This window comes from Solirubrobacter deserti, from assembly GCF_027587175.1.
Taxonomy (GTDB): Bacteria; Actinomycetota; Thermoleophilia; order Solirubrobacterales; family Solirubrobacteraceae; genus Solirubrobacter; species Solirubrobacter deserti.
Genome location: NZ_JAPCID010000033.1, coordinates 25,880 through 44,924, shown reverse-complemented (window position 1 = coordinate 44,924; position 19,045 = coordinate 25,880). Strand labels below are relative to the sequence as shown.

Annotated in this window: 15 protein-coding genes; 10 read left to right on the top strand and 5 right to left on the bottom strand. The window is 67.0% G+C overall.

Translation table 11 applies throughout. The annotated features are described in order from the left end of the window. Nucleotides 1-69: 69 nt before the first annotated feature. The 4 genes from OJ962_RS21485 to OJ962_RS34505 all read right to left on the bottom strand — a co-directional run bounded on the left by OJ962_RS21485 (nt 70) and on the right by OJ962_RS34505 (nt 2,933). Nucleotides 70-960 (bottom strand): NaeI family type II restriction endonuclease, encoded by an 891-nt coding sequence (locus OJ962_RS21485; protein ID WP_202955984.1) that lies wholly within the window; start codon nt 958-960, stop codon nt 70-72. Nucleotides 961-1,136: 176 nt separating this feature from the next. Next, nucleotides 1,137-2,165 carry a DNA cytosine methyltransferase gene (locus OJ962_RS21480; protein ID WP_202955985.1) on the bottom strand — a complete coding sequence of 343 codons (1,029 nt, stop codon included), beginning with the start codon at nt 2,163-2,165 and terminating at the stop codon, nt 1,137-1,139. Between the two features lie 117 nt (nt 2,166-2,282). Beyond that, nucleotides 2,283-2,435: a hypothetical protein gene (locus tag OJ962_RS21475; protein WP_202955986.1), complete on the bottom strand. Its 153-nt coding sequence runs from the start codon at nt 2,433-2,435 to the stop codon at nt 2,283-2,285. A 51-nt stretch (nt 2,436-2,486) separates the two neighbouring features. After that, nucleotides 2,487-2,933, bottom strand: a complete 447-nt coding sequence (locus OJ962_RS34505; RefSeq protein WP_407697531.1) for a very short patch repair endonuclease — start codon at nt 2,931-2,933, stop codon at nt 2,487-2,489. 144 nt (nt 2,934-3,077) lie between these two features. Here OJ962_RS34505 and OJ962_RS21470 point away from each other — a divergent pair, with 144 nt between their 5' ends. The 8 genes from OJ962_RS21470 to OJ962_RS21435 all read left to right on the top strand — a co-directional run bounded on the left by OJ962_RS21470 (nt 3,078) and on the right by OJ962_RS21435 (nt 15,773). Then, nucleotides 3,078-4,085 carry a DNA cytosine methyltransferase gene (locus OJ962_RS21470; protein WP_407697532.1) on the top strand — a complete coding sequence of 336 codons (1,008 nt, stop codon included), beginning with the start codon at nt 3,078-3,080 and terminating at the stop codon, nt 4,083-4,085. Nucleotides 4,086-4,241: 156 nt separating this feature from the next. Further along, nucleotides 4,242-5,255 (top strand): hypothetical protein, encoded by a 1,014-nt coding sequence (locus OJ962_RS21465; protein ID WP_202955989.1) that lies wholly within the window; start codon nt 4,242-4,244, stop codon nt 5,253-5,255. Beyond that, entirely contained in the window at nt 5,252-6,754 is a 1,503-nt protein-coding gene (locus tag OJ962_RS21460) for a hypothetical protein (RefSeq protein WP_202955990.1), read from the top strand. The genes OJ962_RS21465 and OJ962_RS21460 overlap by 4 nt, the downstream gene beginning before the upstream one ends. Continuing rightward, nucleotides 6,751-8,457: a nuclease-related domain-containing DEAD/DEAH box helicase gene (locus tag OJ962_RS21455; RefSeq protein WP_238932020.1), complete on the top strand. Its 1,707-nt coding sequence runs from the start codon at nt 6,751-6,753 to the stop codon at nt 8,455-8,457. The genes OJ962_RS21460 and OJ962_RS21455 overlap by 4 nt, the downstream gene beginning before the upstream one ends. Further along, on the top strand, nt 8,450-11,944 hold the full coding sequence (locus tag OJ962_RS21450) for a helicase-related protein (RefSeq protein ID WP_202955992.1): 3,495 nt from the start codon (nt 8,450-8,452) through the stop codon (nt 11,942-11,944). The genes OJ962_RS21455 and OJ962_RS21450 overlap by 8 nt, the downstream gene beginning before the upstream one ends. After that, nucleotides 11,881-13,848, top strand: coding sequence for a DUF1998 domain-containing protein (locus tag OJ962_RS21445; RefSeq protein WP_322101339.1), 1,968 nt, complete (start codon nt 11,881-11,883; stop codon nt 13,846-13,848). The genes OJ962_RS21450 and OJ962_RS21445 overlap by 64 nt, the downstream gene beginning before the upstream one ends. Further along, a complete protein-coding gene (locus tag OJ962_RS21440) occupies nt 13,845-14,735 on the top strand; it encodes a hypothetical protein (protein ID WP_202955994.1) in 891 nt (296 codons plus the stop codon). Before OJ962_RS21445 ends, OJ962_RS21440 begins: the two co-directional genes overlap by 4 nt. A 72-nt stretch (nt 14,736-14,807) precedes the next feature. Further along, nucleotides 14,808-15,773 (top strand): NgoMIV family type II restriction endonuclease, encoded by a 966-nt coding sequence (locus tag OJ962_RS21435; protein ID WP_270006585.1) that lies wholly within the window; start codon nt 14,808-14,810, stop codon nt 15,771-15,773. Between the two features lie 4 nt (nt 15,774-15,777). Here the strand turns inward: OJ962_RS21435 and OJ962_RS21430 are convergent, their stop codons facing one another. After that, on the bottom strand, nt 15,778-15,912 hold the full coding sequence (locus tag OJ962_RS21430; RefSeq protein WP_270006584.1) for a hypothetical protein: 135 nt from the start codon (nt 15,910-15,912) through the stop codon (nt 15,778-15,780). Nucleotides 15,913-16,675: 763 nt separating this feature from the next. Between OJ962_RS21430 and OJ962_RS21425 the strand changes: the two genes are divergently transcribed. Both OJ962_RS21425 and OJ962_RS21420 read left to right on the top strand, forming a co-directional pair. Further along, nucleotides 16,676-16,987, top strand: a complete 312-nt coding sequence (locus tag OJ962_RS21425) for a hypothetical protein (protein WP_270006583.1) — start codon at nt 16,676-16,678, stop codon at nt 16,985-16,987. A gap of 113 nt (nt 16,988-17,100) precedes the next feature. Further along, on the top strand, nt 17,101-18,648 hold the full coding sequence (locus OJ962_RS21420; RefSeq protein WP_202955998.1) for a tyrosine-type recombinase/integrase: 1,548 nt from the start codon (nt 17,101-17,103) through the stop codon (nt 18,646-18,648). Nucleotides 18,649-19,045 lie beyond the last annotated feature (397 nt).

Genomic DNA, 19,045 nt, shown 5'->3' with positions numbered 1-19,045 from the left:
TCGCGGCGCGGCGGGTCACGCAAGCCGTGCATCCGGGACGCACGCGCGGAGTCACGACTTTGCCGCACTCTAGCCAGCGGTCCGGCGAGAGACACGGCTGAGCTGCGGGGCAACGCCGGGGGGATCGTGCGGATCAGCGACCCGCCACAAGGTTCCATTGATCTCGGCGACGCCGGCACACGGTTCTCCGTGATGCGGAGTGACCCGGATGCTGATGAACTCGCCCTTTCGAGGTACTGGAAGGTCTAGGGCTGCGGCCACGAGCGGGTCCTGTTCTTGATGACCGAGAACCAGGTATCCCTCGCTGCCGAGATGCTTCGGTAGCCGGGCGTCCCGCGCACGCTTCAAGCTGTCGTCTTGCATCGCGACGGTCAGGATGACTGCCCGGCGGATGATCCTGCCGGTAACGGACCTGAAGAGCTCGTTGATGCGCCGCTGGCCACTACTTGCGGTGAAGATCCGCTCACGGGCTTCCTCGCCGAGGTGTAGGAGCAGGTTCTCGGGGAGGGCAGGCTTGTCGTAGAGCCATAGGATGCGGCTCTCACCCTCGTCGGTGAGCCGGCGCTTGGCGTCGCGATTGCCGCCTGGCCGAAGGAGGTGTTCGCGTACCCGGATCAGTCCTGCCTCCCAGCGGGCGAGATCGTCGCTGGCCCAGACGACGAGACACAGGTGCCCAAGAGACTCCGGCGGCATCTCCCAGCCCCCGATGGCCTGGGAAAACTTGCAGTCGACGTCGATGCCGGCGATCCGGTAGTCCATCTTGTCGCCGTCGTCGAAGTCGAACTCGCGGTGCAGGTTGATCTCGACCAAAGTCCCCATGTGGGTCTTCTCGGTCTTCCGCAGCGTGAGCCAATCCCAGCGACCCGTGTTCTGACCGTCAAGAAGCTGGTCGTAGGTGTCGCGAAGAACCTCGCCGACCCTCTCGCCATCAGGGTCGGCGGAACGGATGTAGTCCGCCACGCGGTCGAGCTCTGAATCATCGCCGCGTGCGGGCGGATCAGACCCGGGAACGCGCCGGGGTTCGGCGCGCAGTCGCTTCGTGCGCGGAATGAGCTTCCCGCTAGCGGGAGTACGAGGCATCACGCGGGCTTCGCCGCGCGATGCCTATGTCCTATGTCCCGGCCGAAGCCAGGAACCTACGCCGCTGCGCGCCCGTGCCCGCGCTCGACGCGCGTCGGCAGAACCGCCGGGAGAGCCGCTGGTGCTGAGGCGATCAGCGCGGCGCGGATCTTCCTGCCGACAGCTTCGGCGACGGGGGGCGGGAACGCGTTGCCGACCTGGCGGTACGCCGCGGTCTTGCTTCCCTGAAACGGCCAGTCGCGCGGGAACCCTTGCAGCATCGCCGTCATGCGCACGGTGAGCACGGGATTCCCGTCGAGAGGGAAGTCCGGCCCGGGCGGCTCGGTAGCCACCAGATGCCCGTTGACTCCCATCGCCGCCCACTGTTTCTTTGCCTGTGTGGGGCCGAGATCCGGCCCGCCGTGCTTCTTGGAGCCGCCTACGAGCGTGGGAGCGATGCCCTTGGCTCGTTGCGCCCACTCCGTTGCGCCCTTCCAACCGCCGCGGCCCATCTCGCGGCGGAGGACCTCACCCACGGAACTCGTCGCGTCCGGATCCTGATCGGGCCACGCGAAGTGCTCATCGGCGTCTTCCTTTAGGGCCACGAGGAGAACCCGGGGGCGCAACTGCGGCACTCCGTAGTCCCGCGCTTCGAGCAGCTTCCATCGCGGGACGTAGCCCATCTCCTTGAGAGGGCCTTCGATGACGTCACGACGGTAGTCGTCGAAGTCGGTCGCGAGAAGCCCGCGCACATTCTCCAGCATCACAGCTCGCGGCTCGCACTCGCTGATGAGCTCGATCGCGGTGGGGAACAGGTCACGCTCATCGTCTGCCCCGAGCCGGCGTCCGGCACGTGAGAACGGGGGACAAGGGACACCGCCAGCGAACAGATCGACCTGGCCCTTGAACGTCGTGGCTTTCCACTCCTTGACGCTGAGTTCCCGGACCTGGTCGCGCCACGGCCGGCGGGCGCGAAGCGTCTCGCAGCACCAGCGGTCGTTCTCGACGAGCGCGAGATGCTTGAACCCCGCGTTCTCGAGTCCGTGCGCTTGGCCACCGGCTCCAGCGCAGATCTCCACCGAGGTCAGTTGAGCTGGCGAATCCACGCCGAGAAGATAGGACGCGCCTCGGACGCGACCGTGTGTTCTCACGCCCGCGGGCGCTCGATCTCGAGCTCAGTCCCCCGTCCTCAGTGCCGCTGATCACGACGGTTCGGCCAGAGATCACGAGTTGCGTGCGAGGCAACGGATGGTCCCCGCGTCGAGCGCGGATAGGACATCGGCTACGGCGACGCCGAAGGCGTGGCCGTCAACCGCGTCCAAGGGCAGAACGATCGGATCGTCCGAATCGTCGCTGAACGCACGCAGCTCGACCATCCCGTCATCGCGGCGTGAGGATGAATGGGGCGGGAGTGGTCATCGGCTTGTTCACACGACTCGTTGACGCGCTTCGGCCAAATGAACCTGGATGTCAGCGACTACGGCCGCCGGATCCTCATGCTCCCAGTAGGTCAGGACGGTCCACCCGGCGGCTCTAAGGGCCGCGAGCTGCTCCGCGTCACGTTCCGCGTTGCGGGCAATCTTCGCACTCCAGTATCCCGCCGAGGGTGGCTTGCGCTTCTTGGAGCAGTCAGGGCATCCGTGCCACCAGCATCCCTGGATCCGAATACAGATTCGGGCGCCTGTAAAGACGATGTCTGAGCGGATTGACCTTCGTGCGGGGACCTTGATCGGATAGTCGACGCGGTAGCGAAATCCCTGGCGATGCAACATCCGGCGGACAGCGAGCTCGGGGCTCGTGTCGCGGCGCCTGTTGGCCCGCATGTTCGCGCTTCGCGCGGACGGTCCAGGGGGCGGGGGGACAGGAACTGGCACTTCTCGAGCCTACCCGTGGCTGAGCCGGCTCCCGGCGTCTCGATTCCTCGCGCGCCCCAAGAGCCACGCGGGCATTGCCGCGCGAACGGGGAGCGGTCGTCCGGTGTAGGGGGCGAATTCGCGCCGCGGAGCCCTATGAAGGCCATGACTCAACTAACTTCGATCGAGATCTGCGCTGGGGCCGGAGGCCAGGCGCTCGGGGTCGAGCGGGCTGGATTCGAGCATCAAGTGCTTGTGGAGATCGACGCACACGCCGCCGAGACTCTGCGCATCAACCGGCCGAGGTGGAAGGTCATCGGGCCTCGGGTAGGCGAGGCGGTACCGGTCGGCGGCACGCCGGGCGATGTGCGCGGCTTCTCGGCGTTGGAGTGGGAAGGGAAGGTCGATCTCTTGGCCGGCGGTGTTCCGTGCCCGCCGTTCAGTGCGGCCGGAAAGCAACTCGGAGCCGACGACGAACGCAACCTGTTTCCCGAAGCTCTGCGGCTTGTCGGCGAGTGCTGGCCGCGGGCGGTGCTGCTCGAGAACGTCCGGGGGCTCCTCGATCCGAAGTTCACCGCCTACCGCGCGGCTATCGACGACCAGCTGCGGCGCATGGGTTACGAACCCGCATGGCGGCTGTTGCAGGCTGCTGACTATGGTGTCCCCCAGCTGCGTCCGAGGACGATCCTGGTAGCGCTCCCGCCTGATCTTGCCTGGAACTTTCAGTGGCCAGCGCCGTCGGTCGTCAGGCCCCCGACTGTCGGCGACTGCTTGCACGACCTGATGGCGGCGAACGGCTGGGAAGGGGCCGATGCCTGGCGCACCAACGCAAGCCGCATCGCGCCGACGCTCGTTGGCGGGTCGAAGAAACATGGCGGCCCGGACCTCGGACCGACGAGAGCGAGGCGTGAGTGGGCAGCGATGGGCGTCGACGGCCGAGGAATCGCGGACTCCGCTCCAATGCCTGGGTTCAGTGAAATGCCTCGCCTCACCGTCCGCATGGCGGCCCGAATTCAGGGGTTCGACGACGACTGGGCGTTCGCCGGCCGCAAGACCGCTCAGTATCGACAGATCGGCAACGCGTTCCCGCCCCCTGTCGCTGAGGCAGTTGCACGGGAGATCGCGGCAGTCCTGAGAGACGCCGATGAGCGTCCAGGTCGCCGCGCTGCGTAGCCCCACAGCGTCGGGGCACTGGTCGACCTCCACCTTTGTCGAGCGGTGCTCCACGCGCTGCTGCCTCGAGCGGATCGCCGTCGATGTCGAACGTTCGTCCGTATCGCCGTAGGAGGTTGACGTAGCTGTCAGGTCCGGCATACCTTCCTCGACTTCGTGCAAGTGGTTGGCCGGTCTTCACCGAAAGTCTCAGATCTGTGGTTCCTGGGCGCCAAGGACGGCGACGGTCACGCACGCCGCACTCGGATCCCAGACTGGGCCGCCTTCATGGCGCACCTGGGCCGGGGCCTGGCCGGGGTGCCGGCGGGTCGACCGACGACGGCGGTCGTGTCAGTGCCGACCCGGGACTTTGCCGCGGTGTTCGCGGTTGCAGCGGCTGTACAGCGCTGCGATGAGCTCAGTCCGATGGCGCCTGACGATCTCGCGGCCCACGTTGAGGTGCTGCGCAACACGCCGCCCAAGACGCCAATCAAGTACTTCGGCCCGAAGGACAAGGTGTATGACGGGCGTTGGTGCGGCTTCGAACCGTCGCCTATCGACGGGCAGGAACTCATCTCCTTCCAGTTGCGGAGGAACGAGACCCGGAAGCTCCATGTTTCACATGCTCTGAAGGTCCGCCTAGCCGGTGAAGATGAAGCCGGCGAGACGCTTCAGGCACGAACGGTGCGGACGTCGCCGCTGCTCCGGGCTCTGGTCGGCGACTCCGCAGCGCTCACGTTCGCGACCACCAAGCGCTGCGATGTCGTGCTTGTCAGCACGCTGGCCGCTGTGGAGACAGAGTTCTGCGATGAGCCGTTGCTGCCAAGTGGCGGACCTGAAGAGGCTCGATCAGGGGTCTTGCAGAACATCGCACGCGTCCAGCAGTTCCGGGACGCCCACCGCTTCTATCGCGCCGTCGCGGTCCCGTCGTCGGTGGAGCCGACGCCGGCTCACCGAGAGCTCGCCCCGAAACTCGCCGTTCTGGACGGCGGTCGCGCTTTCCTCCGCTACAGGCACCTCTGGCCTACAGCTCACAAGCTCGTCGTGCTCGACCGCTCGACGATTAGCGCGGAAGACGCTTGCGCCGAACTCGCACAGGACATGGCCTACGCCCAGCCGGACACAGAACTCGCTTGGCGTCTCGTGGTCCCGGACGGCATCGAGTTCGTGGCATTTGCGGAGGTGGCGTGACTCTCTTCACCGCAGACGGGTTGCACAAGCTCGCAAGGACATGGACAGGGCGCCAGGCGATCATCGAGAACCCGACCATCGAAGAGTTCTCGTCTCAGATCCAGTTGCTGCTCCGCTCCGTCGGAGACGAAGCGTCTGAGGGATACTGGGCGAGCATCGCCCGTCCGCTGCGCGCGCTGCGCTGGCGATTGGCTACGGTTCCGCTGCCGGTGAACTCCCGCGCGATTGACGTCCAGGCCGTGGCGGACGCCGTCCTGCCGCGCCTGCGCCGTGCACCCGAGGTCGCGCCCGATCACTCGCAGCTCGCGCTTACCGTCGCCGACACGCTTGAGCACCTGTGGGCCTGCGGGGACGACCCGCTCGGCGACGCCGTTTCCGGCCAGATCTGGCGCCGGGAGGGTGCCGCGATCTTGCTCGTCGATGGCCGTCACGCCGGCGCCGTCGGTGAAGCTTTTCCGGGAACGCCCGTGTTGACCGCGGCGGAGCTGAGCCGCACGACTGCGAGCGACGTTGTGGCCGTCGGACCCTCAGCGTGGTTCCCCAGCCGGGTACTACGAGCTCCGCGCGCGGAGCGGTTTGTCTTCGTGCGTTTCGGGTGGCTTCGCGACCGCGGTCCCGAGCTTGATCTTGTGGACGGCAGCGAGAAGCGAGTCCGCCAGGCACTAGAGGAGGCTCCGGCGCGGGAGCCTCGACCCGGGCGGTCGTTGGTCGACGCCGCTGATGTCGTTCCTCGCATCGAGTGGAGTGCGGTGACCCGAGCGGCCCGGCACAGCGATGTTGAAGGCTGGGGGGAACCAGTCGAAGCAGCCTTGTTCGTGCTGGCGTCCGGGCAGGGCGTCTATTTCGAAAGCCGGGACGGCGCGCGAGCGAACGTAGCGGAGGTCGACGAGGAGCTCCTCGTCCACCAGTCCCTGGTGTCAGAGCTCGTTCCCGGCGACTTCTTGGTAGTGCGGACAGAGGGTGATGAGAACTACGTCCGCAACTATGCGGACAGGCTCCTCGGGACAGAAGCCGCGCATCTCCGGCGGCTTCAGCAGCGGCTCAAGGGTGCCCTCAACGCTGAGCTTAATGAGGCTGGCGTTGCGCTGGTCGCGAGGAAGCTCCGGCGCCTCGGCAGCACTATCGCCTCTGAGGCCAACGTCCGGCGGTGGGCTGACCCGACGAGCATCAAGACGCGGGATTACAGCGACTTCGCCGCGATCTGCTCTCTTGTCGGAGAGGCGAACGCGGAGGCGTTGTGGGACGCCATGGGCAAGATCGCGAAGGCCCATACCAAGGCCGGGAACGAAATCCGGCGGCTGCTCCTCGCAGAACTACAAGAGGCAAACCTCACCACTCTCTTGCAAAACGGCTGGGACGACTATGAGGTTGAGGAGATTGACGGGGAAGGAACTCTTCGCGTGGCCCGCATCACCGGTCGCGCTCCGGACCTCGCCGCCGTCCCACGAAGCCGGCTCCGCAGGGTCTTCGAGATCGAAGGTGACCTGTGGCTCGGATGATCCCTGCTGCTATCGGCCCGGATACCGCGAGCCCGGGCGAGCAAGAGCTCTTCCGGCGCTTCCGTGACGACCCAGCCACGGAAGGATGGACCGTCCTGCACTCGTTCAATCTGCCGCGGCACATCAGCCAGATGCGTGGAGAAGCGGACTTCGTGGTGATCGCGCCGGGCCTCGGGATGCTGTGCCTCGAGGTAAAAGCTCACCGGCGAGTGTCAAGGGAAGCGGACGGCCGTTGGCGCCTAGGGAACGACCCCCTCACGACGCGGAGTCCCTTCAAGCAGGCCGAGGACAACATGTACTCGCTGCTCCGCGTGCTCAGAGAGCGGCGCCGCGCTGAAGCCGATGCGGTCATCGCCTGGGCAGCGGTCGCGTTCACGCACGTCGATTTCCGCGAACCCGCTGTCGAGTGGAACGAATGGGAGGTCATCGACAACCGCGACTTGCGGCGTGCGTCCATTGGGGAGCTTGTGACGCGGGTGCTCGCTAAAGCGCGCGCCTGTCTGCCGCACAAGGCCATCGAAGGCGTCCCGAGCCGGCGCGAGTGTGACGTTATCGTGGCGGCACTGCGCCCCGCGTTCGAAGTGGCCCAGCCGGCCGCTCGTCGCCGGGACGAAGCCGCGGCGGAGCTCCTCTCCTACACGGAGGAGCAATACGCCGCCCTCGACGGAATGAGCCGCAACCCCCGCGTCGTGTTCGAAGGGCCTGCGGGGACTGGCAAGACGCTACTCGCGCTTGAAGCCGCGCGCCGCGCCTCCGCGGAGGGCGAACGCGTCTTGCTGGTTTGCTTCAACCGCCTTCTCGGGGCTTGGATCTCCGAGCAGGCGAAGGAGCTGACCGGAGTCACTGCAGGAACGTTGCACACCCACATGCTTCGCGCGGCCGGAGCCGTCCAACCTCAGGCGGCCACCGAGGCGTGGTTCCGGGATGAGCTCCCCGACCTCGCGGTGTCTGCGCTCCTCGAGCAAGACGGCGGCGGGACATACGACCGGCTGGTGGTCGATGAAGCCCAGGACTTGTTGCGTGATACGTACCTCGACTTCCTGGACTTGCGACTCGCCGGCGGATTGTCGTCGGGGCGCTGGACATTCTTCGGCGACTTCGAGCGGCAGGCGCTCTTCGACGCGGCGAATGTGAGTCTCGACGAGTTCCTTGCTGCACGGAGTTCCATCCCCGTCTACGCGCTGCGAGCAAACTGCCGGAATACGCCGCGCATCGCTCGCTGGGTGACGATGCTGTCCGAGCTGACTCCCGCCTATGCGGCAGTTCGCCGTCCTGATGGTGGGCCCGCGCCCCGGGTTCGCTACTTCACCGGCGCCGACGACGAGGCGCAGGAAGTGCAGGCGGTCCTGGCAGAGCTCTACGCTGCGGGCGCCGAGGGCCGCGACATCGTGCTTCTCTCTCCTGTCCGCGACTGCGTCGCGAAACGCCTGCCCTCCCCTTGGAAGGACCGCCTTCAGCCCTACGGGCAGGATCGGGGCCGTAATCTCATCGGCTACGCGACGGTTCAAGCCTTCAAAGGGCTTGAAGCGCCGATTGTCCTCGTCACGGACATCACTGAAGTCCACGGCGACCGTGCGCGGTCGCTGTTCTACACCGCGACGACGAGGCCGACCGAGCAGCTTCACGTCTTCGCGGACGCCGTACTCCGCGACGAGATCCTAGACCTCATGGACCGCTTCAATGCGGAGGAGCCTCATGCCTGACTTCATCGGGGCGAGGGAACGCCTGCTCGCCGCTTTGCGTGCCGAGCTCGTAGGGCCCTCACCGGCCGGTAAGGAGATCAACTGCGCGGGTGAGCTCGTGTTCGACACGCCGCAGGCCGCGTCAGGTCCATACCGGCAGGCCGGAACAGGGGAAGAGATCCTGACCGGGGATCGGCCCGGCAAGCGCTACGGGGTGGGCGTCCTGTACCCGATCGGATTGGAACTCGAAGCCGATCCCGGCAAGAGCCCCGCTGAGGACGACACGCTCGACGCCACCGCGGCCAGCGGCGCCGAAGAGGACGCGCTCGATGTCGCCGAAACCGAGGCGATCGCCGATAAAGACCGGGACGACGACACGGATCGGCTCACAGCTCGGCGGGCGATCGCCCGGGAAGCCGCCGACGACGATCTGCCGTTGACGACCGCCAACGGCTTCCGCCCGAGCAGCCTTGGGCTGAGTTTCGTATGCGATCTCTCGGACGCGGATCACCTCGAGGTCGTGTTGTCCGGTGCTCGCTATCGCAGCAAGGACATCGCCATCCGCTCGACAGGCGCTCGCTGGACCTGGTGGCTGCGCGAGCCCTTCACGATCTCGGCGCGCTTTCCGCGCGCGTCGCTCGCCGCAGGCCGCGGGATGGTCCCGGCTGACGTGCAGAACGATGACCTCCCTGAGGGGATCGCTCTTGACCTCGCGGCTTTCACCAGGCCGCTCGGTGATGACCGGTACCTGCTTACGGTCAGCGCCGTCAACCGCTCAAGCGCGAAAGCGCCCGACAGTGCGTCGATCTTCCAGGTCCAGCTCGCCTGCAAGGCCGGCGGCGCGGCCATCTTCTGCCCGTACGAAGAGCGCCAGCGAGTCGGTGACGACCCTGAGCTGGCCTCCCTCGCTCTGCTGTACCGGGATGTGCCGGCCTTCGCCATCGGGCATGGCTGCTCTGCTGATTGGACGGCGCCGGAGGGAAGCCACCGGGCCACGGAAGTGCTGACGGCCGCGCTGCCCGAGGTGGAACTCCCGAGCACGACGCCGGAGATCAGAGACGACGAGGGAAACACAATCGCGGTTCCTATGGCGCCGCTCGCGGGGATCGTCGCTGACGACGACGGGGTGAAATCCCTCCGGGACATCGTGGCCGGCTACACGGCTTGGATCGAGACGCAAGAGGCTCGCATCGACGACGTCTCTGAGCACCGGGACGCAGCCGTGGAGCACATGCGACTGTGCCGTGAGGCGTGCGACCGGATGAAGGACGGCATCGACTTCCTCGTCTCGGGCACGGACCCGCTGGCGGCAGAAGCGTTTCGCCTCGCGAACTGGGCCATGCTGCTGCAACAACAGCGCAGCGGTCATGCACTACGGGAGACGATCTACGACCGCAAGGCCAAGCGGATACGGATCGAAGGCGGCTTCACGCCGCGGACCGAAGGGCGCGGAACCTGGCGTCCTTTCCAGATCGCGTTCGTCCTCGCTTGCCTCCGCTCGACCGCGCAGGGAACGGCCCCAGACCGAGGGGTCGTCGAGCTCATCTTCTTCCCGACGGGTGGAGGCAAGACCGAGGCGTACCTCGCGCTCACCGCATTCTCGATTTTCTACCGCCGGCTCCGGGACGGAAACGACACGGGCGTGGACGTCCTGATGCGTTACACGCTGCGCCTGCTCACGGCGCAGCAGTTCCAACGAGCTTCGGCCCTGATTTGCGCGATGGAGCACGTCCGCAAGCAGCGCGCCGAGTCGCTGGGCAGCCACGAGATCTCGATCGGAGTATGGCTCGGCGCGTCCGTCACACCCAATTCGCGCCGCGACGCAGTTGCCGCGCTACGCAAGCTCAATCGCGACGGCACTGGGGAGAACCCATTCATCCTGCTCCGCTGCCCCTGGTGCGCCGCGCAGATGGGCCCGATCAAGGCGTCGAAGGAAGGTCGCCCGGTTAGGACGGAGCCGAAAATCGCCGGATACGTTGAACGCGAGGAGTCCGTCGGCCTGAGATGCCCGGACGGGACGTGCGAGTTCCACAAGGGCCTGCCCGTCTATGTCATCGACGAAGACGTGTACGAGCGTAGACCCTCGCTCGTCATCGGCACGGTCGATAAGTTCGCCATGCTGGCGTTCCGTCCGGAGGCACGGCGCCTGTTCGGATTGATCGCCGGCGGCGACCGCGAAGTAAGCCCACCGAACCTGATCGTCCAAGACGAGCTGCACCTGATCTCCGGCCCGCTTGGCTCGATGGTCGGCTTGTACGAAACGGTGATCCAGGAGCTCGCAACAGACCGCCGGAGCGATGAGCCGGTAGCGCCGAAGATCGTCGGCTCAACTGCCACGATCCGCCGGTATGAGAAGCAGGTCTGCGACCTGTACGCGCGAGACGAAGTCGCCCTGTTTCCGCCTCGTGGTCTGGATGCCGGCGACTCGTACTTCGCGAGCTACGCGCGCGACGAGGAGGGGAAGCTAGAACGTGGCCGCGTATACGTGGGCATCCACGGGGCTGGCCTTGGCTCCGTGCAGACTGCGCAGGTCCGCACATTCACCACCCTGCTGCAGGCTGCCTACATGCTCGAGGCTGACGTCCGGGATCCCTGGTGGACCCTGCTCGTGTTCTTCAACTCGCTACGTGAGCTCGGGACGTCGGTCTCGCTGCTGCAGTCGGACATACCGGACTATTTCCGCGTTGTTGCCAAACGGCTCGGCCTCGACTCCGCGGAGGTCCGGCGCATCTGGCGCGACACGGAGCTGACCGGCCGCCTCCGCAACGACGAGGTGCCTGCCGCGATTGAAGAGCTCGAGGTGCGCTACACGGAGGAAGCGAACCGCGCCGTGGATGTCTGCCTCGCCTCCAACATCGTGGAGGTTGGCGTCGACATCGACCGCCTGTCGCTGATGTCGGTCGTGGGCCAGCCGAAAACAACCGCGCAATACATCCAGGCCACCGGCCGCGTGGGTCGCAGCTGGTGGGAGCGCCCTGGGCTTGTCGCGACGATTTACAGCGCTTCCAAACCCCGCGACAGGTCTCATTTCGAGAAGTTCCGCTCGTACCACGAGCGGCTGTATGCCCAAGTCGAGCCAACCAGTGTGACGCCGTTCGCGCCACCGGTGCTCGACCGGGCGCTGCACGCCGTGATCGTTGCTTATGTCCGGCAGCTCGCGCACGACGGCACGGGCCCCCGGCCAGTTCCCGACGACCTGCTCGAAGCCGCGCGGCAACTCCTGCAGGACCGCGTCGACCACGTAGACCCGGACGAATCGGAGCAGCTTGCGGCTGTTTTCGCCAAGCGCGCTGAGCAGTGGCGCAAGTGGGGCTACTCGGACTGGCTTGCCGACAACGACTCAGAGGACTACGCGCTACTGCGGTACGCGGGCAGCTACGCCAGCCGTGAGGAGCAACTGCTGTCGTGGGCTGTCCCGACGTCGCTTCGCAACGTAGATGCCGAATGCCGAGCGGAGGTCACGCAGGCCTACCTGCTGGCCGCGGAATACGAGAGGGACCGGGCCTGATGTCACGCGCACCCGTACGCCGCGCACACATGATCAGCCCGTTCGGCCCTGGCGCCATGCTCGTCGCGCCTGACGGCACCTCCATGATCGCCGCGGGCTTGGATCACTGGTTCGGGCAAGACGAAAACGGCACCGCAGCAGACGACGCCGAGTTCCGGATCGAGGAGTGGCGCCTGCAGCGGCGGCTCGGCGTCGGCCATTTCCGCCTGCCGCCGGACTATCGCCGCCGCCGGCGCGGCCAGGTCGTACCCAACGTCGAGCTAACGGTCCCGTTCCTGCGTTTCCCGCAGTGGCACTTCTGCCCATGGTGTAAGACGCTTCGCGAGGTTCGCCTCGAAGCGACTGGGCGGCAGAAGTGCACGGCGTGCGAGGCCGAGGGCCGCAAACGGTTCCTCGCCCAGGTCCCATTCGTCGCCATGTGCGACGCGGGCCACCTGCAGGACTTCCCGTGGCGCGAGTGGGTTCACCGGAGCGCGGCGCCACGCTGCAGCGGGACCATGAAGTTGTTCTCGACGGGCGGCGCCACGCTGGCCAACCAGCGCGTCACGTGCTCGTGCGGCGAGAAGCGCAACCTCGGCAGCATCACCCAAGCCGAAGGGAACTCGTCGTTCCTGGCCCGCAACCTCGAGCCGGGAACCGTCTACAACTGCAACGGCGTAACGCCACAGCATGGAAGCTCTAAGCCTCACTCATGCAACCGGCCGCTGCGCGGCAGCCTCCGGTCGGCCTCGAACGTCTACTTCGGCGTCATACGGAGTGCCATCTACCTGCCTGCGACCTCTGCGTCGAGCGCCGCTGAGGAACTCGTCGCGCTCATCCTCGAGACACCGGACCTGATCACGAGGATCGTCACAGATCACGACAGCGACCGAGCCCCGGACGCCAAGCGGTACCGGGCGGGCGGCTATGAGCGGATGCTCCGGAAGTACTCGGACGCCGAAGTCGAGGCGGCCGCTCGAGCGGCTCTCGACGTTGAGCTTGGAGCCCGCGACGTGCCCCAAGACGACGGCGACGACGAAGAAAGCGAGGAGCAGTTCCGTAGAGCTGAGGCAGCCGTGCTCAGTGACTCAATCGACACGCCGGAACTGACAGTCCGGCGCGGAGAGGCCGACGAGTACGCCGACGTGATACCCGATGCGTTCAGCTCGCTCAACCTCGTCGAGCGGCTACGCGAAACCCGTGTGCTGGCCGGGTTCAGCCGGATCTTCCCCGAGCAGCCGCCTGACAGGGAACACCGGCTCGCGCAGCTTTGGAAGGCCCCGCCTGTCTACCAGGAGCGCTGGCTTCCCGGCTACTGCGTGTTCGGCGAAGGCCTGTTCCTACGCCTCAGCGAGACGAGGCTTAAGAAATGGGAAGCGCAACCAGACGTGCGCGACCACGTCGGCAAACTCGTCAAGTTCTACGCCACGGCCCAGGCGAAGCGCAATCTCCGCGACCGCGACCTGACTCCGCGCTTCGTACTCGTCCACACGCTGGCGCACCTTCTCATGAACCAGCTGACGTTCGAGTGCGGATACAGCTCAGCCGCATTGAAGGAGCGTCTCTACGTATCGTCTGCCGCCGATCGCCCTGACGCCGCCGTCCTGATCTACACCGCCGCGGGCGATGCTGAAGGGACGATGGGCGGTCTCGTGCGTATGGGCAAGCCGGGGTACCTCGAGAACGTCCTTGACGCCGCTCTCCGCGGAGCCACTTGGTGTGCATCGGACCCGGTCTGTATGGAGATCGGGACCTCAGCCGGGCAAGGCCCCGACTCCTGCAACCTCGCCGCGTGTCACAGTTGCGCGCTCGTGCCCGAGACGGCGTGCGAGGAATTCAACCGCTTCCTTGACCGCGGGCTCGTCGTCGGGACTCCCAGCAACCCTGACCTTGGCTTCTTCCCGTCCTGCGGGTGGATGGCATGAAGGGCGTCGATGCGAAGGTTGAGCTGATCGCCGAGCTCGATCGCCTGAGCGGCGACCGCACGGCGCTACAAGCGCCCCGCACAGCGCAGCTGTACCGGTATCTGGCGGGCGCTCAGACCGGTACCGGGATCGAGTTGGCCACGCACCTGATCCTGCGGCTCGGAGTGTGGTGGTCTCCGGCCGCCTACGCCCAGCTGCCCGTGATGACGCCGTGGTGCGTCCGAGACCGGTCATGCCGGTATGACCAAGGGCCTGAGGCGTGGGGAGCGCCGCGCGATGACGGCTTCCTCCGCGACGACAACTCGATCATCAAGAAGCTCCCGCTTCCCGTCGTCATGCGAGGGCCGGCGGGGCATCCTTTTACCGGCCAGAAGCCGTGGCGCGGGTTCACCGCATGCCATATCTGGCGGGATCTGCCTGGTGGCCGCGTCGCAGGCGAGGACCCGTGGCTGTACTCGTTCATGCCGAACCTCGTATGGCTGCCGACATGGCTTGCCCCGCTCACAGATCGCCAAGCCTCGCCCGTACAGGCGCTACTCCAGCGAACCAGCCTTGAACTCTTCCGCCATCAGCCGGTCCGCCCCGAGGTGGCCTCGTTCGCCCGGCGCGCATGGGATGAACTTGACGTACCGGGCGCCGGCCCGGTTCTGCCGCTCGACCAGCTTGTCTTCTTCGAGCCGCACGCTGACTTCTTCAAGCGGCGTATTACGTACCTGTCGAAGTTCGTAGATGGATGTGATGCGGTGCTGGCCGGTGGTGGCCTCAGCAAGAAGCTGATCTGCACCCGGTACACGGAGGGGCTGCCGGCACTCCGGGCGGAGGCCGTCGCGTCATTCCGCGATCAGCTCGCCGGCTATCGCGATGCCGCGATGATCGCGACGGCGTAGCGTGACATCCGCGGACTTTCTCAGTCCTGACGCCCGCAGGATCTCACCCGGCGTCGTGGAACAGCGATAGCGATGTCCGTGATCTTCGATGCCAAAGAACAGCTGATCACGGATCTCGTCGCGCGGGAGCTACTGGGCTACCGAAGTACCGGGTTGCCATCAGTCTCCGACGGCACGTCGCACGCAATCGGCGAGGAGTTCCTCAATCTGCTCTCGGCGTCCCGATCTCCGGCTCGCTCGCTCGCCAACCCCACGACGGGGGAGGCGAATGCGATCGGTGCTGGGTTCGCCGAGGCGATCGAGACGTTCCTGCGCTCGTGCTTGTGCTCGCCCGAGGCTCTCGCCATCCGCCGCGAGAACTGGGAGTTCCAGCGCGGCAAGATCTATGCGGGCCGGCAGTATGCGCATCTCAGACTGCTGGAACGGCTCGACCGCGATGCAACGCGCATGAAGGTCGACCCGGTGCCGTCGAAGCCTCGATCGCCTAAGTCAAAGGTCGCCGAACGCGAGGCGCTGGCAGCGGAGGAACGTGAGCAACTTGAGGTTCTCCTGCACGGCGAGTACCTCGTTGACGCCGATCTGCTCGTCCTCATACCGCCCAAGGACCACGGCCAGCTCACGGCCAAGCGCAGAGGTGGAGATCGCCTGGTCACCGCGGATGAGCTCAAGTCGTTGCGCTCGCCGCTCACCGCGGCGCCGGGCGAGGTCCCGTTGTGCCATGCCAACGTCAGCTGCAAGTTCACGCTACGCAACGATCGGGGGCAGAACGTCCGCACCGAGGCGCTGCAGCTGGCTCGGCAACGGCGTGGGCCGATGCCGCGAATGGTTGTCGCAACCGCCGAGGTTTGGCCCGGGCGGCTGGAAAGCCTCGGCAAGGGCACCGGAGAGATCGACTGCGTATACCACCTCAGCCTTCCGCTGCTCGAGCGTGCGGTCCGCCGGGTATCTCCGCCCGAAGTCCAGCGTCAGCTCGAGTTGCTCATCCGCGCCGACCGCCTACGTGATATCGCGGATCTGCCTCTCGACCTGCTGCAGTGACCGGCTACGCGTCCCAGAACGGTCCTACGTCGTCCGGCGCGCTGTCGTCGCGCTGCAGGTACCCGACGTCGCGGCGATGCCGCAGACTGCGGACCTGCTCTTGAGTTAGTCCGACGAGATCGCCCTCGCTGACGAGCATCTCGTCCTCGTAGTAGCGCAGAGCTTCCGTGACGTTCCCGTCCGACCATCGGACCACGACCCCACGCGAGCCGTGCTCGCCGAGGGCGAGCGTGCGGATTCCACTACCTCACTTATGACCGGCTCATGCACGATTGCGAGTCTACGCGCGCCGCGGGCCCTCGGTTGGGAGTGACGAGGTCGACCAGTGAGCGTCGCAACACCGGCACGGTAAGGCTGGGATGATAAGCGACGGCTTGCGCTGGCCCCGGGGCGTCATTCCCATGGGATGTGCGATCGTCGACAACAACGGTCACACGGTCACCGCTTCCGGGCATTTGGGGGACTCAACATCGAGCCCGGCCAGTGGTCGCATCGGCGAGCGGCATCTGCAGCGCCGGGGCAAGCCGACTGCGGCGACGCACCGGCAAGACTGAGGTTTGGTAGGGCAGGCACGTCCGGTCGCATCCGGAATTTGCGGGCATGCGGACCGTTAGCACTAGGTACGGCGGCGCCGCGGAACGAGATGCGCAAGACCGTTGAAGCGAGCACCGAACTCCTTGCCCCGGCCGTGACGACGAACCGTTTCGCTTGTCGCGGGGGGCCGCTTCGGCTGCGCCGGAGGGGCTCAGAGCGCGCGCACGATCTCAGCTCCACACGCGGCTTCCGAGGCACGCGGACTCCGGACTCGATCGCCGCTCGCCGGCCGCCGGAGAGGTGAAGCGCCGAAGCCGCTGACCGTCATGAGTCTCGACGCCGACGACATCGAAGCGGTCGCTGCGCGTGTGGTCGAACTGCTGCTCCGGCAAGGCGTCGCTCCCGGGCGCTACGTCGACGCCGCCACGCTGGCATGCACGCTCGGCGTCGAACGTGACTGGGTCTACGCGCGCGCCGCCCAGCTCGGCGCCGTCCGGCTCGGCGACGGCCCGAGGGCGCGGCTCCGCTTCGATCTTGAGCAGGTCCGCGCGACGCTTGCGGACGCCGGGTCGGCCGCGGAGGCCGAAAGGGTTCCGCCGGCTCACGTTCGACCTGCACGCCCGCGCAGCGCTTCCGGTCCGACGAACGTGCCGCTGATCCGGGGGAGGTCAGGTCGGTGAGGGCGGCTCCAGACAATGGCTCACCGAGAGACTCCCGCTGTTTCCGCGAGCCGCTCCACCAACGGGTTGGTTCCCCGGTGACCGCGATCGCGCCCGGAGCTAGTCTCCATAACGTGGCCAGGCCCGCCGTCGGCACCGTCATCCGCAAGCCCACGGGCCGCGGAACGAGCTTCGCGCTGCGCGTGACCTTCCAGGGCGAGCGCGTGTTCGTCCCGCTTGGCGGGTCGTGGGAGGGCTGGACGGAGGATCGTGTCCAGGCGGAGCGTGAGCACATCGCGCGGATGATCGAGCGCGGCGAGTGGGCACCGCCCGACCACGAGCCGACCGCCGCCACGCCTGGCGAGCCGCCGAACTTCCAGGTGTTCGCGTCTGAGTGGCTGGAGCGCAAGCGCCGCCGCGTCGGGGCCAAGACCCACAGCGATCTGTTGTGGCGGCTGAGCACGGGCATGGACCACTTCGGCCCGCGCAGCGTCGACCGCATCGACGAGGTCGTGATCGAGGACTTCGTGCAGGCCATGCTCGCCGAACGTGACGCGATCCGCGATGCGGCGGCCGCGGGGCACCCGCTGATGCAGACGGTCACGATGCCCGACGGGCGAACCTACGAGCGCCGCCGGCGGCCGCTGTCGAACGGGTCGATCAACAAGGCGATCGCGGCCGTGCGCATGGTGCTTAAGGACGCCCGTCGGCGCTATCCCAAGCACGTCCTTCGCAACCCCGCCGCCGAACGCGACGTCTACTTGAAGGCCCCGCCGGCCGCGAGGTCGTTCCTCGAGCCGCACCACATCGCCGCGCTGCTCGAAGCGGCCCACCAGCTCGACGGCCGAGGCGGCGTGCTCGACTGGGACAAGGTCGACTACATCCGCCAGTCCGACAAGAGCGCCGTCAAGCTCGCACGCGAGCTCGGCGTCTCTGATGTCCTGATCGGCAAAGTCCGTCGCGGACAGGTGTGGAACGACCCGCGCACCGGTCACCGTCGCCAGCGGCGCGCGATCGTCGGCGCGCTCGTGCTCGCCGGCCCGCGCATCTCCGAGCTGTGCGGGCTGCCCGAGGACCGCCTCGATCTCGCCGGCGGCCGGATCCTGATCCCGCCGCGAGACGAGGATGAGACCGGCCCACAGACGAAGACGTTCGCGGGCGAGCGGATCATCCCGATGGTCCCCGCGCTGCGCGACATCCTCCTCGACTCTCGCGCGAGCGCGGGCGCGCGCGAGACGAGATCGTCCGGGCTGCGCACCGCCGCGTTCTCGACCCGCAAGGGCACGCCGCAGACACCGGGCAATGTCGCCCATCACGTGCTCGCGCCGACGGTCGCGCTGGCTACAGAGTTGCTGCGCGCGCGCCGGCAGACGCCGATGCCCAAGGTCACGCCGCATACGCTGCGGCGCACGTTCGCGTCGATCCTCGCCGAGTGCGGCGTCGCCCCGCGTCGCGCGATGTACCTGCTCGGCCACACCGACGCCAAGCTCACGCTCAGCGTCTACCAGCAGGTCCTGGACATGAGCGGTGACGCCGTCGAGACCCTCGAGCAGGTACTCGGCGGCGATCTCGACGACATCGGCGAACTGCTGAACGGCCGCACTCGCCGGCGGCGGCGGACGACGGAGCAGCCTGACGCGGTCGACGGCGCCCTCCGTGACCTTATGGACGGCGAGCGATGAACGGCGCACGCCGGTGATCTGCCTACTGACCTGAGGTCCCGGCGCGGTCGACCGCCGCGATCAGCCTTTGGGGCTCGGTTCCAGGTTCGTAATCGACGCCCTAGCAGCGAATCTACAACAGCGGGATCTGCCTATCCGGGATATTCCGGCGATACCGGCCGTTCCGGGCGGTCCTTATCCGGAAGACCCACGTGGGGTTCAACCGGGCGGCGAACTGCACCCAACGTCGCGCCAGGCGCGACGGGCTTGCAACTTGTGGGGTTCTCCACGCCCCAGTTGGACGTCGGTGACCCCCGAGCAACACGCGGGACCACCGACGAGTTGGCGACGGCACGTGCGACGAGCACGGCGGCCGCGGCGATCAGGCCGCCGAGCGCCATGTCGTGATCACTCGTCG

Bases quoted from the DNA above. Each gene is read 5' to 3' on its own strand.
- OJ962_RS21475 (WP_202955986.1), bottom strand. From the start codon at position 2,435: ATGGTCGAGCTGCGTGCGTTCAGCGACGATTCGGACGATCCGATCGTT.
- OJ962_RS21435 (WP_270006585.1), top strand. From the start codon at position 14,808: ATGTCCGTGATCTTCGATGCCAAAGAACAGCTGATCACGGATCTCGTC.
- OJ962_RS21430 (WP_270006584.1), bottom strand. From the start codon at position 15,912: ATGCTCGTCAGCGAGGGCGATCTCGTCGGACTAACTCAAGAGCAGGTC.
- OJ962_RS21470 (WP_407697532.1), top strand. From the start codon at position 3,078: ATGACTCAACTAACTTCGATCGAGATCTGCGCTGGGGCCGGAGGCCAG.
- OJ962_RS21440 (WP_202955994.1), top strand. From the start codon at position 13,845: ATGAAGGGCGTCGATGCGAAGGTTGAGCTGATCGCCGAGCTCGATCGC.
- OJ962_RS21455 (WP_238932020.1), top strand. From the start codon at position 6,751: ATGATCCCTGCTGCTATCGGCCCGGATACCGCGAGCCCGGGCGAGCAA.
- OJ962_RS21450 (WP_202955992.1), top strand. From the start codon at position 8,450: ATGCCTGACTTCATCGGGGCGAGGGAACGCCTGCTCGCCGCTTTGCGT.
- OJ962_RS21445 (WP_322101339.1), top strand. From the start codon at position 11,881: ATGCCGAGCGGAGGTCACGCAGGCCTACCTGCTGGCCGCGGAATACGA.